The following is a 13,432-nucleotide window of genomic DNA, read 5'->3' as shown; positions in this document are numbered from 1 at the left end:
CGCCCATCGCCGGAGGTCCTATATTTCGCCCGGACCGCCTCGGCGGCATGAGATCTGCCCGCTCTGGGGAGGGTTCGCAGTAGGACCCACGAAGAGGAGTACCCCGATGCCCGAACCGATCGTCGTCGGCACCGACGGGTCCGGTGAGTCGGACGGTGCCGTGGACTGGGCGGCCGCCGAAGCCGTCATGCGCCGCCGCCCTCTGCACATCGTCCACGCCGTCAAGAGCTGGCCCTACAAGGCGCCGCGGCTCGCGCCGGGCGAGAAGGCCGAGCGCGTGACCCACGCCGGAGAAGCGGTGCTGGAGGCGACCCGCGAACGCGTCCACGCACGCTGGCCGGACCTTGAGACGACGACCGCCCTGCTCGCCAAGGACACGGCGAACGCCCTGCGCGAGCAGTCGCAGGGGGCGTTCCAGCTGGTGATGGGCAGCCGCGGCCGGGGCGGGTTCGCCAGCCTGCTGCTGGGGTCCACCAGCCTGCGGATGGCCGCGCGCGCCACCATCCCGCTCGTGATCGTCCGGTCGGAGGCGGGTGCGCGCCGCGACGTCGTCGTCGGGATCGACCTGCCGCTGGAGACGGCCGCGGTGCTCGACTACGCCTTCGAGGCCGCCGCGCTCTACGGCGCGCGGCTGCGGGTCATCCACGCGTGGCAGCTGTCCCCGACGCTCGTCGACGCCGGCTACACGGCCGAGGAGGAGGCGGTCGGGGAGGATCTGCGGGACCAGGTCGTCGCCGCGTACGCGCCCGCGCGGTCCCGGCATCCGGAGGTGGAGGTCGTCGAGGAGATCGTCCTGAAGCATGCGGTGAGCGCGCTGTCGAACGCCTCGCGCACCGCCCGCCTGCTCGTGGCGGGCGCGCACGCCCGCCGCTGGAACGCCCCCCGCCTCGGCTCCACCAGCCACGGAATCATCCACCACGCGCGTTCCCCGGTAGCGGTGATCCCTCCCAGGTGACGGGGGCGTACGGTACCGGCGTGAGCTCCAGCCCCGCCGCTGCCCACCTCGCCGCGGTGAAGCAGGCGGCGGCCACGCTCAACCCGGGCTACTTCGCGTTCGTGATGGGCACCGGCATCCTGTCGATCGGGGTGAGCACCCACGGCCTGACCGTCCTGTCCGCCATCCTGCTGTGGCTCGCCGCAGCGGGCTACGTCGTCCTCGTCGCCCTGACGCTCTGGCGGATCATCGCGTTCCGCGGCGAGTTGAGGACCGAGTTCACCGACCCGCGGCGCGGCTTCGGGTTCTTCACGTTCGTCGCCGCGACCAACGTCCTCGGCACCCGCCTGGTCGCCGCCGATCAGATGGGGACGGCGTTCGCGCTCCTGGTCGTCGGGTGTCTCGCCTGGATCGTCCTCGGTTACGTCGTCCCGTGGACGGCGGTCCTCGGCCGCGCGGAACGCCCGGTGGTCGCGGGGGCGAACGGCACGTGGTTCATCTGGGTGGTCGCCAGCCAGTCCGTCGCCGTGCTCGCGGCCGTCCTCGAACCGGCCGTCGGCTTCGGCCGCCACGAGCTTTCGGTGCTCGCGGTCGGGGCCTGGTCGGTGGGGATGTTCCTCTACGCCGGTGTCGGCGTCTTCGTCGCGGCCCGCCTCCTGCTCTACCCGCTGCGCCCGGACGACCTCACGCCGCCGTACTGGGTGGCGATGGGCGCCACCGCGATCACCGTCCTGGCCGGGGCCCGGATCGTGGAGATGGCCGACACCCCCATGGTCGTCGCGACACGCGGCCTGATCGCCGGGGTCTCCGTGGTGGTGTGGGCGTTCGGCACCTGGCTCATCCCGCCGCTGGTCGCGGCGGGCTGGTGGCGGCACGTCACCCACCGCGTCCCGCTGCGCTACGACGCGACGCTGTGGAGCGTGGTGTTCCCGCTCGGCATGTACGGCCTCGCGGGCCACTACCTCGGCACGGCCGACCACCTGCCCATCGTCCGCGTGATCGGCGAGACGGAGATCTGGATCGCCCTCGCCGTCTGGACGGCGACGTTCCTCGCCATGCTCGCCCACCTGGCCACCACCCTGGGACGTCCAAGCCCCGCCTGACCACGTGCCGTCACGCCGACTGCGCCGACCGGCCTGCGTTCTCGCTCTCGACCGGGCAGCGCCAGCGCCTGTCACTGGCCATGGCGCTACTGCGGCCGAGCCTGGTGCTGCTGCTGGACGAGCCGGAGCGCGGGCTCGACGCGGCGTTCCGGGAGCGGCTCGCGGGGCTGCTCGCCGAGTACGCCGCGGAAGGCGGCACCGTGGTGATGGTGACGCACGACCCGCGGTTCGCCGACGGCGCCCGCAGCCTCGCGCTGGCCGCCGCAGCTGGTCGGACCGGTACGCCATCCTGTTGACCGCCGCCCCGCTGGTGGGGCTGGGTCCCCCGCGGTCGGCCGGGCGGTCTCGGCCGTGCCCGGCGACGCCGACCCGGCACGGGCGGGCGCGGGCCTGGCGCTGCCGGGTGCGCTCTCAAGGCGCGAGAGCCGCGCGGCGGGGAGCTGAGGGGCGGCTCCCGGCCGCGCGGCGGTAGGGGGTCACCCGTTCGGACGAGCCCTGAGCACGGCCTGGACGAGGTCGTCAGGGTCGGGCGCGTTGACGATCTTCCACTGCGTCCCGCCGGGGATCAGCGCCCACCACTCTTTGGTCGAGGCGCCCCACCAGCAGATGACGCCCGCGAAGCGCTGTTGAAGGTTGGCGATGGTGACCGCCTGGGCCGGGTCCGGCGCGCTCGGGATGTCCGGGCACGTCACGTCGATCGCCGACTTCTGGTGCGTCCGCGCGGCGAGCACGGCCGTGACGAACGGGATGAGGATGCGGGTGATCCTCGCGGCCGCGAGCCCTGGCCGGTCGTAGGGAGCGAGGTTCTCGCCCGTACTCGACCGGTACCACCACGTACGAGACGCCGATTCCCGGACGAGGCTGACGCTTTCTCCGAAATGGGGCACAGCCGGATCGAACACCCGCAGAAGCGGGTGCGGCCCGTCATAGCGGGGGAGAGCTTGCCAGCCTTCCCGGACGACTTCCGTCGACAGCCTGTCGAGATGGGTCGTTACAGAGGAAGTGGATGTCGACGTAGAGCGACATGACGGTTCGTTCCATCGCTTTACCATCGGTCCCACCTACTGCGCTGGCCCGTGGGTCGATTGGTCACGCGATTGCGTTCGACGTTAAGCGCCTTGCGTAGTTCCTCTGCGCTGTTGCGTACAAGGGTCGGTTCCACACCGGCCTTTGGGTCGTGCAGAGTGGCGACCCAATCGCCGAGCTTTCCGTCGTAGCGCGTAGCGCGCCAGATTCGGTGACCCGGGAAGTCCTGACGGAGCCGGGCCAACGCCTGGTCAGCGTGGTTGACGGGCGTGTCCATGATGAGTTCGAACTTTCGTCGCGATTTCTCTCCGTTACCGCTTTCAAGCCTGCTGTAATCGGGCTACTATCCGGAAGAGCGGGAAAGAAGACGCAGGAAAACCCGCGACTCCCCGTCAGGAAACGATCTTATTTTCGAATGCCCGGAGGTCCCCCCCATGCCTCGTCGTCCCCGCGACATCGGCGTCCCGTCCTCGCCCGTCGAATACTTCGGTGCGGAGTTGCGCGCTAAGCGGGAATTGTCCAACTTGTCGCGACCGAAGCTCGCCGAGAAACTCGGCTACACGCCCCAGCGCATCGGCCAGATCGAATCGGGCGGCAGCCCCCCGTCCGAGGACTTCGCCAAGGACTGCGACGTCTTCTTCAAGACCGACGGGACGTTCCACCGCCTCTGGCAGTGGATCCAGGACTTCGGACGCCTCGCCGTACTGCCCCCGGGCTTCCCCGACTTCATCTCGCGGGAACGAGAAGCCGAAGTGATCCACGTCTTCGAGACCATGGTCATCACCGGTCTGTTCCAGACGCCTGAGTACGCACGCGAGGTGCTCAAGCTCGGGAAGACCCCCGACGTGGTGGACCAGCTAGTCACAGCTCGGACGGAACGACGGAAAATCCTTGATCAAGAGGACCCGCCGCACGTGTTCGCGATCTTCGACGAAGGCGCCATCCGTCGTCCGATCGGTAACCCGGAGGTGATGAAGGAGCAGATCCAGCACCTCATCGAGCTGGCGGAGTTGCCCAATATCACGATCCAGATCGTTCCGACCGCCAAGGGAGCCTATGCAGGGTTGCCCGGTGCATTCACGATCCTGGCATTTCGTGACGAGCCGGACGCGGTGTTCGTCGATGGGCATGTAGGCGGACAGCTCGTTGATCCCCCTGCAGTTGTCCGGAAGTATGGGGTACGTTTCGATTTGATCAGGGCGTCGGCGATGAGTGCTGAGGACTCCCTGAACCTCCTCCGGACGATCTTGGAGAGCCTGTGAACACACAGCATCCGTGGGCTGTGCAGTGGCGCAAGAGCAGTCGCAGCGATTCATCGGGCGCAGAGTGCGTTGAGATCGCGTTGGTTCCGTCAGGGTGGCGAAAGAGTAGCCACAGCACTGATACCGGAGGCCAATGCGTTGAGGTGGCGCCCATGGTGCCGATCTCGGCAGTTGAATGGAAGAAGAGCAGCCGTAGTACGAGCACTGGGGACCAGTGCGTTGAGGTGGCGGACTTGGCGGCGGCGGTGGCTGTTCGGGACTCCAAGGACCCGGACGGGCCGAAGCTGGTGTTCGGGCCGTCCGCGTGGCAGGCGTTCGCGTCCCAGGTCAAGGGCGGGGTCCTTGACCTGGTCTGACGCAAGGCGACACTCGTAAGGCGACGTCGGATCAGCAGCAGCTTGGCGCTGCGACGGCCTTCGACGGCTCGGCGTCGGTGGGCGGCTCGGCGGTGGCGCAGCACGCGGAGTCATCGGCCTTGGCGAGGGTGTCCGCGTCGTCCTTGACCGTGTAGACCTCCCAGGGTTCGCCGCCGGGGCCGTGGACCCAGACCTTGTCCTGGAGGGCGTAGCAACAGGACGTGTCGTTCTCCTCCAGGGTGGCGAGCCCGGCGTCGGCGAGGCGCTTGGTCGCGTCATGGACGAGACCGGAGTCCTCGACCTCGACGCCGAGGTGGTCCATGCGGGTCGGCTCGCCGTCCTCGCCTTCGATCAGGACGAGCTTGAGCGGCGGCTGGGCGATCGCGAAGTTGGCGTACCCGGGACGGCGCTTGGCTGGCTCGGCGCCGAACAGCTTGGAGTAGAAGGCGACCGAGCCTTCCAGGTCGGACACGCGCAGAGCGAGCTGGACGCGGGACATGCGATTCCTCCTCGTGTCGTGGGCGGCACCGACCGGATCCGGCCGGACACTACTTAGATGGCTGTCTAAGTAGCCGCCGAGGTTGAGTTTGCGTCGTGGATAGATGGATGTCAAATTAGAGGCATGTCTAAACAGGTATTGCCGATCGTGAGCTCGGGTGGGGGAGCGGGTGGCGGTGAGGCGGCCTGCTGCACGCCGCTGGTGTGCGAGCCGCTGAGCGAGGCCGAGGCGGGCGAGCTGGCGCCGCTGTTCAAGGCGATCGCCGACCCGGTGCGCCTGCGGCTGCTGTCGCTGATCGCCAGCCACGACGGCGGCGAGGTGTGCGTCTGCGACCTGACCGCCGCCTTCGACCTGACCGCGCCGACGATCAGCCACCACCTGAAGGTGCTCAAGCAGGCGGGTCTCATCGACTCCGAGCGGCGCGGGACCTGGGTGTACTACTGGCTCAACCCCGGAGTGCTGGAGCGGCTGTCGGTGATCCTGGGGCCGCGCATGACCGCCGTGGCGGCATCATGACCGGCGTAGTGCCCGAGGTGCTGTTCGTGTGCGTCCACAACGCCGGACGCTCCCAGATGGCCGCCGCGCTGCTGGACCACCACGCCGCCGGACGGGTCCGTGTGCGCTCGGCTGGATCCGCGCCCGCGGACGCCATCAACCCCGTCGTCGCCGAGGCGATGGCCGAACTCGGACTGGACCTGTCGAAGGAGTTCCCCAAGCCGCTCACCGGGGAGGCCGTCCAGGCCGCCGACGTGGTCATCACCATGGGCTGCGGCGACGCCTGCCCCGTCTTCCCCGGCAAGCGCTATCTCGACTGGCAGCTCCCCGACCCCGCCGGCCAGGCCATCGAGCAGATCCGTCCCATTCGCGACGAGATCGACGCCCGCGTCCGCACCCTGCTCGCCGAACTCCTGCCCGGCGGCTCCTGAACGGCCGTCCGGCGCTGGCCCCTTTCGCGTGGCGCTTCCATCGTTTATCGTCGATTAACGATGAGTGAAGAGAAGGGGCCGCTCGACCGGTCCACAGCCACCGAGTACGCGTCGTGGTTCAAGGCGCTGGCCGACCCGACGCGGATCCAGATCGTGTCGCTGCTGGCGCGGCAGGGGCGGCCGATGAACGTCGGCGAGATCGTCGAGGCCGTCCAGGTGGTGCAGTCGACCGTGTCGGCGCACCTCAAGGTGCTGTCCGAGGTGCGGTTCGTGCTGGCCGACCAGCACGGCACCGCCCGCTACTACCGGATCAACGACGCCTGCGTGGAGTGCTTCCCGACCGCCGCCGACATCGTCATGGGACGCCCCGCACCGGTCACGCCGTCCTGCCCGCCCGAAGGAGGTACCTGATGGATGACAACGACACCGAGGCCATTGTCGAGCGGTACTCCGGCCTGGCGCGGTTCGCGCTGGCCGGCGGCACCCCGGAAGACGGCGCCAGTTGCGGCGACTCCTGTTCCGGCGGCGCCGCCTACCCCGGAGAGGACGACGTCCCCGAGGCCGCGCTGCGCGCGAGCATGGGCTGCGGCAACCCCCTGGCCGTCGCCGACCTCCACCCTGGCGAGACCGTGCTGGATCTGGGTTCGGGCGGCGGCCTGGACGTGCTGCTGTCGGCTCGCCGCGTCGGCCCGAACGGGACCGCCTACGGATTGGACGCCAGCGAGGCCATGCTCACCCTGGCCCGCACCAACGCCGCCGAGGCCGGCCTCGGCAATGCCCGTTTCCTGCGCGGCCACATCGAGGACATCCCGCTTCCCGCCGCGAGCGTGGACGTGGTCATCTCCAACTGCGTGATCAACCTCGCCACCGACAAGGCCCGCGTGCTCGCCGAGGCCTTCCGCGTCCTGCGTCCGGGCGGACGCTTCGGGGTCAGCGACATCATCGCCGACCCCGGCCTCGACCCCGGCGAGCGCGCCGAGGCGGAGCGGAGCCTCGGCTGTTCCGCGAGCACCCTCACCGCCGAGGAGTACCGCCACCACCTGCTCGCCGCCGGCTTCACCGACGCCACCATCACCCCGTACGACCAGGGCGCGCCCGGCCTCCACTCGGCGGTCGTGCAGGCCGCCAAACCCGCCTGAGTCGAGGCGCGCCTCACCAGATGCTCCTGCTGACGGCATTTGCATCAAACCCGATTGATGTATTCTGTAGGTTGTGGAGTCTTCGGAGGAAGGCGCACCGGCCTTCGTGCGACTGGCCGCGCATCCGTTGCGGTGGCGGCTGCTGAGCGAGCTGGCCACCAGCGACTACCGGGTCCGCGAGCTGGTGGACCTCGTCGGCCAGCCGCAGAACCTGGTCTCCTACCATCTGCGGCTGCTGCGCGGCGGCGGGCTGGTCACGGCGCGGCGCAGCAGCTTCGACGCCCGCGACAGCTACTACCACCTCGACCTTGAGCGCTGCGCGGACGCGCTGACCGCGGCCGGTGCCGCCCTGCATCCGGCACTCGGCCTCGACCCGGCCCCGCCTGCGCCGCACATCGCGTCCGGCTCGCGTCCCGCCGTGCTGTTCACCTGCACGGGCAACAGCGCCCGCTCACCGATCGCCGAAGCCCTCCTGGGCCGCCGCACCGGCGGGCACGTAGAGGTGACCAGCGCGGGCAGCCATCCCAAACAGCAGTTGCATCCGGCGGCCGTGCGGGTGCTTCGCGAGGGTCACGGCATCGACGTCACCGACCGGCGTCCGCGGCACCTGGACACCGTGGCCGGCCGGCGGTTCGACTACGTGATCACCCTGTGCGACAAGGTGCGCGAGGTCTGCCCCGATCTGCCCGGCGGCCCCCGCCGCGTTCACTGGAGCATGCCGGACCCGGCCGTGTCCGGAGGCGGCGAATCCACCTTCGTGCGGACGGCGGCGGAGATCGACACCCGCATCCGCCACCTGCTGCCGCAACTCGTCCAACCATCACGGGAGGCCAAGCAATGACGACACCCGATCAGCTAGCCGGAGTCCGCTACCTCGTCGACGACGTCCAGGCGGCCATCGACTTCTACACCACCCATCTCGGGTTCACGGTGCGCATGAGCGCCGCGCCCGCCTTCGCCGACGTCGTACGCGGGCCGCTGCGGCTGCTCCTCTCCGGACCGCCCAGCTCAGGCGCCCGCGCCACGCCCGACCCCGCCACCCCCGGCCGCAACCGCATCCACCTGATCGTGGACGACCTCGACGCCGAGATCGACCGGCTGCGCACCGCCGGGCTCACCTTCCACAGCGACCTGGTCTCCGGCCCCGGCGGACGGCAGATCCTGATCACCGACCCCGCCGGGAACCTCGTCGAACTGTTCGAACCCGCGCCGGAGAGGACTTCCTGACCCCGTCACGGGAGGTCGGCGGGGGTGGGCCGAGTCGCGGTGCCCAGGACGTGCGGGACGAACGGCAGCGGAACCCGGCTCTCGGGCCAGTCCACGCGCTCCAGGCGCAGGTCGGTGAACCCGGCGCGGCCGATCGCGTCGACGATGTCGGTGCCCAGGTGGCAGCCGCCGTTGAGCACCGGCCACACGGTGGCGTCCAGCACGCGCTGCGCACCGCGCAGCCCGGCGCCCTCGGCGCGGACGTGCTCGAACACATGCAGGCGCCCGCCGGGCCGCAGGACGCGGAGCATCTCCGCCAGCGCGGCTTTCCGGTCCCGTACCGAGCACAGCATCATGCAGGCCACCACGGCATCGAAGTCGGCGTCCGGGCGGCCAGATGCTCGGCGACCCCGTCCCTGACAACGACCGGGACCCCGGCGTCCGCCGCCGCCCGCTCGGCCAGGGCCCGCAGGAGGGGCTCGGGCTCCACGGCCACCACTTCGGTCACCTGCGGCGGGTAGTGGGCGAAGTTGGCGCCCGCGCCGGCGCCGACTTCCAGAACCCGTCCGGTGGCCGAGGCCAGCAGCGCCCGGCGGTGCTCGGTGACGCCGCCCTTGTCCATGGCCGGGCTGACGCGGGCATAGAAGCGGGCGAACAGCGGATGGCCCCGCCGGACGCTCGGGGCCGTGGTGTGCTCCATGGGGTGCCGTCTCCTTCTACCTGCCGGATACGGGGACTATGCTCATATCGGGAGGTTACAACATAGTGAAGTCCATACACAATGATGCTGGTTCCGATTCTGTGGACGAGGCCGGGGCGGAGCACGCGCTGGAGAAGCTGTTCGCGCTGGCGGTGGTGACACACCAGTTCATGGAGGCCGGGCTGGCCGCGCGCGGGCTTTCGAGGGCGCGGGCGTCGGTCCTGTGGAACCTGCACCACGGCGGGCCGATGACCCAGCGGGCACTCGCCGCAGCGATCGGCGTCACCCCCCGCAACGTCACCGGGCTGGTGGACGCGCTGGAAACCGACGGATTCGTCGCCCGCGCACCGCACCCCGCCGACCGGCGGGCCACGCTCGTGGACCTCACCGACCGGGGGCGCGACACCGTCGGGAGCCTCAGCGTCGAGTACGACGAGGGCGCGGTCCGCCTGTTCGACGGCCTCTCCGAGACCCAGCTGGCCGGTTTCGTCGCGACCGTCGACCACCTCCTGGAACGCGTCGCCCAAGAGACCTGCTGAGCCCGGCGTTCTCGCCTCGGTGATGTCGGAGCGCACGACGGTTCGCCGGTCAGACGGTTCGCCGGTCGGACGTGCGGCGGGAGCGGGCCAGTGCCAGCCCGGCGAGGGCCATGCCGACCAGGCTCAACGCGATGGCCACGATCGCCCCGGCTCGCCCGTTGCTGGTGCCGTAACCACCGGCGGAGTTGGCCAGGTGCAGCCCGCCGATGACCAGCCCGGTCAACGACGCGACCCCGGCCGCGATCGCTCCGGTCCGAACATCGCCGGTACGGCGGGTGGCGCGCGCCAGAGCGAGACCGCCGATGGCCACGCCGATCAGCGCCGCCACCCCGGCGACGATGGAGCCCGTCCGCCCCTCGCCGGTGCCGATGCCACCGGCGGCCGGCCCGGTCAGAACGGCTTCGGCCACGGTGTACACGAATGGGACTGCCATGAGGTGCCCTTCCCCTCTTGCGGATGAACGTGGCCCGATCATGTCCGCCGGGCCCGCCGCCGGTCGTCGTCCGGACGCAGTCAGTTCGCGCTACCGCCGACGGCACACCCGGCCACCGCGCACGCCGCAGGCGCCGCGAAAGTACCGCGTGCGCGGTAGACGCCCACTCGTCCGTGAGCAGGAGTCGCACGCGGGGTGACCGCGGCTAGTGTTCGCCTATGAGCACGGGACTGTCCGGTGCCTGGACCAGGGTCAGAGGCTGGGGGATCGCGGTCTGCGTGGCCGCGGTGCTGCTGGTCACCGCGCTGGTCGGGGATCACCCCGCCACGGACCTCGGCGTAGTCGGCTACGCGCTGGTGGTGCTGAGCGGCCTGGCGCTGGCCGCCGCCCGCCGGGCCCCGGTTCCGGTCCTGGCCGTCACCGGGCTGTGCGCGCTCGGCTACCAGGCGATCGGCTTCGAGGTGCCCGCCGTCGCGTACCTGTTCGCGGTCTACGCCGCCGTCCGCGCGGGGCACCGGATCATCACGGCGGCGGCCAGCGTCGCCCTGCTGGCCGCCCTCCCGCTCGCGATCATGGTCTCCCCGCTGGACGGGTCGGCGGGGGAGGCGTTCGCGCAGGCCCGGGGCGTCCTCGAAGTGGCCTGGCTGATCGCCGCCGGCGCCGCGGGCGAGGCGCTGCGGCAGGCCGAGCGGCGGGCGGACGAGGCCGAGCGCACCCGGGAGGAGACCGCCCGGCTGCGCGCCACCGAGGAACGGCTGCACATCGCGCGGGAGCTGCACGATTCGCTCACCCACCAGATCTCGATCATCAAGGTGCAGGCCGGCGTCGCCGTCCACCTGGCCCGCAAGCGCGGCGAGCACGTACCGGAGGCGCTGCTGGCGATCCAGGAGGCCGGCCGGGAGGCGAACCGCGAACTGCGAGCGACCCTGGACACCCTGCGCGACGACGCCGCAACCCCGTCGCACGGCCTCGATCACGTCCCGGACCTGGTGGAACGGGCCCGGGGGACGGGCCTGAACACGACGCTGATGATCGAAGGGCAACGGCACCACGTGCCGGTCGCGGTGGACCGGACCGCCTACCGGATCGTCCAGGAGGCGCTCACCAACACCGCCCGCCACGCCGCCGCGGACACGGCGTCGATCCGGATCGACTACCGCCCGGACGCCCTCGCCATAAGCGTCGATGACGACGGCAAGGCCACGCCGGGCACCGCGCCGGTGCCCGGCGCCGGGCTCCTCGGAATGCGCGAACGCGTCACGGCCCTCGGCGGGCGCCTGCGCGCGGAACCGCGCAGCGAGGGCGGCTTCAGCGTCCAGGCCGAGTTCCCCGTGGGCCGGCCGTCGTGATCCGCGTCCTGCTGTGCGACGACCAGTCGCTCCTCCGAGGGGGATTCCGGGCGCTGCTCGACGCCGAGGACGACATCGAGGTGGTCGCCGAAGCCGCCGACGGCGAGGAGGGCCTGGCGCTCATCGGCGAGCACCTGCCCGACATCGCGCTCATCGACATCCAGATGCCGGTCATGGACGGCATAGAGACCACCCGGCGCATCGCCGCGGACCCGGCCCTGGCCGGGGTGCACGTCGTCATCCTGACCAACTACGGCTTCGACGAGTACGTCTTCAACGCGCTGCGCGCCGGCGCGGCCGGATTCCTGGTCAAGGACATCGAGCCGGAAGACCTGCTTCACTCCGTACGCGTCGCCGCCCGGGGCGACGCGCTGCTCGCGCCGTCGATCACCAGGAAGCTGATCGACCGGTACGTCTCCCAGCCGCTCGGCACGGGTGTCGGCGCGGGCCCCGGCACGGGCCTGAAGGAGCTGACCAACCGTGAACGCGAGGCCGTCGCCCTCGCCGCGCAGGGCCTGTCCAACGACCAGATCGCCGGCCGTATGGTGATCAGCCCGGTGACGGCGAAGACCCACATCAACCGGGCCATGATGAAGCTCCAGGCCCGCGACCGCGCCCAGCTCGTGGTCCTCGCCTACGAATCCGGCCTGGTGACCCCGCGCCGGGCCTGAAACCGCCGGACGATTCTGTACAGTCGCCCGGTGCGTCGAATTCTGCGAACCGACAGGCTGGTGCTGCGTCGCTGGGAAGCGGGCGACCGGGAGGCTTTCGCCGCCCTCAACGCCGATCCCGAGGTCATGGAGCATTTCCCCGCCCCGCTGACCCGTGTGGAGAGCGACGCCATGGTCAACGGGATCGAAGCCCGCTTCGAAGAGGATGGCTTCGGCTTCTGGGCCCTGGAAACCGCTGACACCAACCGGTTCATCGGATTCACCGGCTTGGGGGTCGTGCGTTTCGACGCGCCGTTCACGCCCGCGGTGGAGATCGGCTGGCGGCTCGCCCGCTCCGCCTGGGGCCACGGATACGCCGCCGAGGCCGCCCGCCGCGCTCTGCGCTTCGCGTTCGACGACGCTCACCTCGACGAGGTGGTCTCTTTCACCAGCACGACCAATCTCAAATCCCAGGCCGTCATGAAGCGGATCGGCATGACCCACGACACCGCCGACGACTTCGACCATCCGCTCGTCGCTGACGGCCACCGCCTGAAAAGGCACGTGCTGTGGCGGAGGACCGCCGCCGCGTGGCACCTCGACCACGCCGGATAGCCGGAGATCTCGGGCCGTCCGGAAACCGGTTTGGTATCGGCCGAACTCCCTCCTAGCCTGGGCCGTGATGATCGACAACAGTGCCGGGGCGCGTCTCGCCGGACCCGCGGACCTGCCCGCCATCGCCGACACCCTGGCGGACGCGTTCGCCGACTATCCCTGGACCCGCTGGACCGTCGCCGCCGACGACCACCCGCGCCGCCTGCGCGCACTCCAGCTCTACTTCACCGAACGCGTCGGCCTTCCCTACGGCCGCGTCTGGACCGCCGGCGGCAACGCCGCCGTGGCCGTGTGGACGACGCCCGGCACCGACGTCCCGCCCGAGGTGTTCACCAACTCCGAGCTCGCCGCCCTCTACGGCGACCGCGCCGCGCACGCCATCGAGGCCGAGGAGTTCCTCGCGCCCTACCGCCCGTCCGAGCCCTCCTGGTTCCTGGCCACCATCGGCGTCCGCCACGACCACCAGGGACGCGGTCTCGGCCGCGCCGTCCTGGCTCCGGGTCTCGCCGAAGCCGACCGGACCGGCCATGACGCCTACCTGGAGACCGCCGACGAACGCAACGTCCGGTTCTACGCGCGGTCCGGCTTCGAGGTCGTCGCGGACGTCCACCTGCCCGGCGGCGGCCCCCGCACCTGGTGCATGACCCGCCGCCCCGACCCCGCCGGGACCGGCTAGGCACCGTCCTCCCCGGGGA

The 13,432-nt window shown here is 70.8% G+C and carries 21 protein-coding genes; 16 read left to right on the top strand and 5 right to left on the bottom strand.

Going from position 1 to position 13,432, the window contains the following annotated elements:
• Positions 1-106 precede the first annotated feature (106 nt).
• The 3 genes from E1285_RS09585 to E1285_RS48120 are packed head-to-tail and all read left to right on the top strand — an operon-like array spanning position 107 to position 2,333.
• On the top strand, positions 107-955 hold the full coding sequence (locus E1285_RS09585) for a universal stress protein (RefSeq protein WP_132150245.1): 849 nt from the start codon (positions 107-109) through the stop codon (positions 953-955).
• A 20-nt stretch (positions 956-975) separates the two neighbouring features.
• Positions 976-2,037, top strand: coding sequence for a tellurite resistance/C4-dicarboxylate transporter family protein (locus E1285_RS09580; protein WP_207946502.1), 1,062 nt, complete (start codon positions 976-978; stop codon positions 2,035-2,037).
• Positions 1,950-2,333: an ABC transporter ATP-binding protein gene (locus E1285_RS48120; RefSeq protein ID WP_279510013.1), complete on the top strand. Its 384-nt coding sequence runs from the start codon at positions 1,950-1,952 to the stop codon at positions 2,331-2,333. Before E1285_RS09580 ends, E1285_RS48120 begins: the two co-directional genes overlap by 88 nt.
• A 180-nt stretch (positions 2,334-2,513) precedes the next feature.
• On the opposite strand, the gene E1285_RS09570 is transcribed toward E1285_RS48120, so the two are convergent.
• On the bottom strand, positions 2,514-2,924 hold the full coding sequence (locus E1285_RS09570; RefSeq protein ID WP_132150243.1) for a hypothetical protein: 411 nt from the start codon (positions 2,922-2,924) through the stop codon (positions 2,514-2,516).
• A gap of 573 nt (positions 2,925-3,497) precedes the next feature.
• On the opposite strand from E1285_RS09570, the gene E1285_RS09565 reads away from it, so the two are divergent.
• Together E1285_RS09565 and E1285_RS48115 are read left to right on the top strand one after the other, a co-directional pair.
• A complete protein-coding gene (locus tag E1285_RS09565; protein WP_132150241.1) occupies positions 3,498-4,325 on the top strand; it encodes a helix-turn-helix transcriptional regulator in 828 nt (275 codons plus the stop codon).
• The gene (locus E1285_RS48115) at positions 4,322-4,681 is read left to right on the top strand and encodes a DUF397 domain-containing protein (RefSeq protein ID WP_132150239.1); all 360 of its coding nucleotides are present in this window, start codon (positions 4,322-4,324) and stop codon (positions 4,679-4,681) included. The genes E1285_RS09565 and E1285_RS48115 overlap by 4 nt, the downstream gene beginning before the upstream one ends.
• A 31-nt stretch (positions 4,682-4,712) precedes the next feature.
• Here the strand turns inward: E1285_RS48115 and E1285_RS09555 are convergent, their stop codons facing one another.
• Positions 4,713-5,180: an ArsI/CadI family heavy metal resistance metalloenzyme gene (locus E1285_RS09555; protein WP_132150237.1), complete on the bottom strand. Its 468-nt coding sequence runs from the start codon at positions 5,178-5,180 to the stop codon at positions 4,713-4,715.
• Between the two features lie 123 nt (positions 5,181-5,303).
• Here E1285_RS09555 and E1285_RS09550 point away from each other — a divergent pair, with 123 nt between their 5' ends.
• From E1285_RS09550 to E1285_RS09525, 6 genes are all read left to right on the top strand, one after another.
• A complete protein-coding gene (locus tag E1285_RS09550) occupies positions 5,304-5,696 on the top strand; it encodes a metalloregulator ArsR/SmtB family transcription factor (RefSeq protein ID WP_132150235.1) in 393 nt (130 codons plus the stop codon).
• The gene (locus E1285_RS09545; protein ID WP_132150233.1) at positions 5,693-6,106 is read left to right on the top strand and encodes an arsenate reductase ArsC; all 414 of its coding nucleotides are present in this window, start codon (positions 5,693-5,695) and stop codon (positions 6,104-6,106) included. Before E1285_RS09550 ends, E1285_RS09545 begins: the two co-directional genes overlap by 4 nt.
• Positions 6,107-6,166: 60 nt before the next feature.
• A complete protein-coding gene (locus E1285_RS09540; protein ID WP_132150231.1) occupies positions 6,167-6,517 on the top strand; it encodes a metalloregulator ArsR/SmtB family transcription factor in 351 nt (116 codons plus the stop codon).
• Positions 6,517-7,245, top strand: a complete 729-nt coding sequence (locus E1285_RS09535) for a methyltransferase domain-containing protein (protein WP_132150229.1) — start codon at positions 6,517-6,519, stop codon at positions 7,243-7,245. The genes E1285_RS09540 and E1285_RS09535 overlap by 1 nt, the downstream gene beginning before the upstream one ends.
• 73 nt (positions 7,246-7,318) lie before the next feature.
• Positions 7,319-8,086, top strand: coding sequence for an ArsR family transcriptional regulator (locus E1285_RS09530; protein WP_165966530.1), 768 nt, complete (start codon positions 7,319-7,321; stop codon positions 8,084-8,086).
• The gene (locus E1285_RS09525) at positions 8,083-8,472 is read left to right on the top strand and encodes a VOC family protein (RefSeq protein ID WP_132150227.1); all 390 of its coding nucleotides are present in this window, start codon (positions 8,083-8,085) and stop codon (positions 8,470-8,472) included. The genes E1285_RS09530 and E1285_RS09525 overlap by 4 nt, the downstream gene beginning before the upstream one ends.
• A 5-nt stretch (positions 8,473-8,477) precedes the next feature.
• Here E1285_RS09525 and E1285_RS46505 read toward each other — a convergent pair whose 3' ends face one another.
• On the bottom strand, positions 8,478-8,807 hold the full coding sequence (locus tag E1285_RS46505) for a class I SAM-dependent methyltransferase (RefSeq protein WP_243722672.1): 330 nt from the start codon (positions 8,805-8,807) through the stop codon (positions 8,478-8,480).
• A complete protein-coding gene (locus tag E1285_RS46500; RefSeq protein WP_207946500.1) occupies positions 8,804-9,151 on the bottom strand; it encodes a hypothetical protein in 348 nt (115 codons plus the stop codon). The genes E1285_RS46505 and E1285_RS46500 overlap by 4 nt, the downstream gene beginning before the upstream one ends.
• 101 nt (positions 9,152-9,252) lie before the next feature.
• Between E1285_RS46500 and E1285_RS09515 the strand changes: the two genes are divergently transcribed.
• Positions 9,253-9,690: a MarR family transcriptional regulator gene (locus E1285_RS09515; protein WP_207946499.1), complete on the top strand. Its 438-nt coding sequence runs from the start codon at positions 9,253-9,255 to the stop codon at positions 9,688-9,690.
• 49 nt (positions 9,691-9,739) lie between these two features.
• Here E1285_RS09515 and E1285_RS09510 read toward each other — a convergent pair whose 3' ends face one another.
• A complete protein-coding gene (locus tag E1285_RS09510; RefSeq protein WP_207946498.1) occupies positions 9,740-10,123 on the bottom strand; it encodes a DUF6223 family protein in 384 nt (127 codons plus the stop codon).
• Between the two features lie 218 nt (positions 10,124-10,341).
• On the opposite strand from E1285_RS09510, the gene E1285_RS09505 reads away from it, so the two are divergent.
• The 4 genes from E1285_RS09505 to E1285_RS09490 all read left to right on the top strand — a co-directional run bounded on the left by E1285_RS09505 (position 10,342) and on the right by E1285_RS09490 (position 13,413).
• Complete coding sequence (locus tag E1285_RS09505; protein WP_132150223.1) at positions 10,342-11,472, top strand: histidine kinase; 1,131 nt, start codon at positions 10,342-10,344, stop codon at positions 11,470-11,472.
• A complete protein-coding gene (locus E1285_RS09500; RefSeq protein ID WP_132150221.1) occupies positions 11,469-12,143 on the top strand; it encodes a response regulator transcription factor in 675 nt (224 codons plus the stop codon). The genes E1285_RS09505 and E1285_RS09500 overlap by 4 nt, the downstream gene beginning before the upstream one ends.
• A gap of 30 nt (positions 12,144-12,173) precedes the next feature.
• A complete protein-coding gene (locus tag E1285_RS09495) occupies positions 12,174-12,737 on the top strand; it encodes a GNAT family N-acetyltransferase (RefSeq protein ID WP_243722668.1) in 564 nt (187 codons plus the stop codon).
• 67 nt (positions 12,738-12,804) lie between these two features.
• Positions 12,805-13,413 (top strand): GNAT family N-acetyltransferase, encoded by a 609-nt coding sequence (locus E1285_RS09490; protein WP_132150219.1) that lies wholly within the window; start codon positions 12,805-12,807, stop codon positions 13,411-13,413.
• The last annotated feature ends 19 nt before the right edge of the window (positions 13,414-13,432 follow it).

It is taken from the genome of Actinomadura sp. 7K507, from assembly GCF_004348425.1.
Lineage (GTDB): Bacteria > Actinomycetota > Actinomycetes > Streptosporangiales > Streptosporangiaceae > Spirillospora.
This window is presented reverse-complemented; position numbering and strand designations above follow the sequence as displayed.

Bases quoted from the DNA above. Each gene is read 5' to 3' on its own strand.
- E1285_RS09545 (WP_132150233.1), top strand. From the start codon at position 5,693: ATGACCGGCGTAGTGCCCGAGGTGCTGTTCGTGTGCGTCCACAACGCC.
- E1285_RS09555 (WP_132150237.1), bottom strand. From the start codon at position 5,180: ATGTCCCGCGTCCAGCTCGCTCTGCGCGTGTCCGACCTGGAAGGCTCG.
- E1285_RS09540 (WP_132150231.1), top strand. From the start codon at position 6,167: ATGAGTGAAGAGAAGGGGCCGCTCGACCGGTCCACAGCCACCGAGTAC.
- E1285_RS09505 (WP_132150223.1), top strand. From the start codon at position 10,342: ATGAGCACGGGACTGTCCGGTGCCTGGACCAGGGTCAGAGGCTGGGGG.
- E1285_RS09535 (WP_132150229.1), top strand. From the start codon at position 6,517: ATGGATGACAACGACACCGAGGCCATTGTCGAGCGGTACTCCGGCCTG.
- E1285_RS09490 (WP_132150219.1), top strand. From the start codon at position 12,805: ATGATCGACAACAGTGCCGGGGCGCGTCTCGCCGGACCCGCGGACCTG.
- E1285_RS09550 (WP_132150235.1), top strand. From the start codon at position 5,304: ATGTCTAAACAGGTATTGCCGATCGTGAGCTCGGGTGGGGGAGCGGGT.
- E1285_RS46505 (WP_243722672.1), bottom strand. From the start codon at position 8,807: ATGATGCTGTGCTCGGTACGGGACCGGAAAGCCGCGCTGGCGGAGATG.
- E1285_RS09585 (WP_132150245.1), top strand. From the start codon at position 107: ATGCCCGAACCGATCGTCGTCGGCACCGACGGGTCCGGTGAGTCGGAC.
- E1285_RS46500 (WP_207946500.1), bottom strand. From the start codon at position 9,151: ATGGAGCACACCACGGCCCCGAGCGTCCGGCGGGGCCATCCGCTGTTC.
- E1285_RS09525 (WP_132150227.1), top strand. From the start codon at position 8,083: ATGACGACACCCGATCAGCTAGCCGGAGTCCGCTACCTCGTCGACGAC.
- E1285_RS09565 (WP_132150241.1), top strand. From the start codon at position 3,498: ATGCCTCGTCGTCCCCGCGACATCGGCGTCCCGTCCTCGCCCGTCGAA.
- E1285_RS09510 (WP_207946498.1), bottom strand. From the start codon at position 10,123: ATGGCAGTCCCATTCGTGTACACCGTGGCCGAAGCCGTTCTGACCGGG.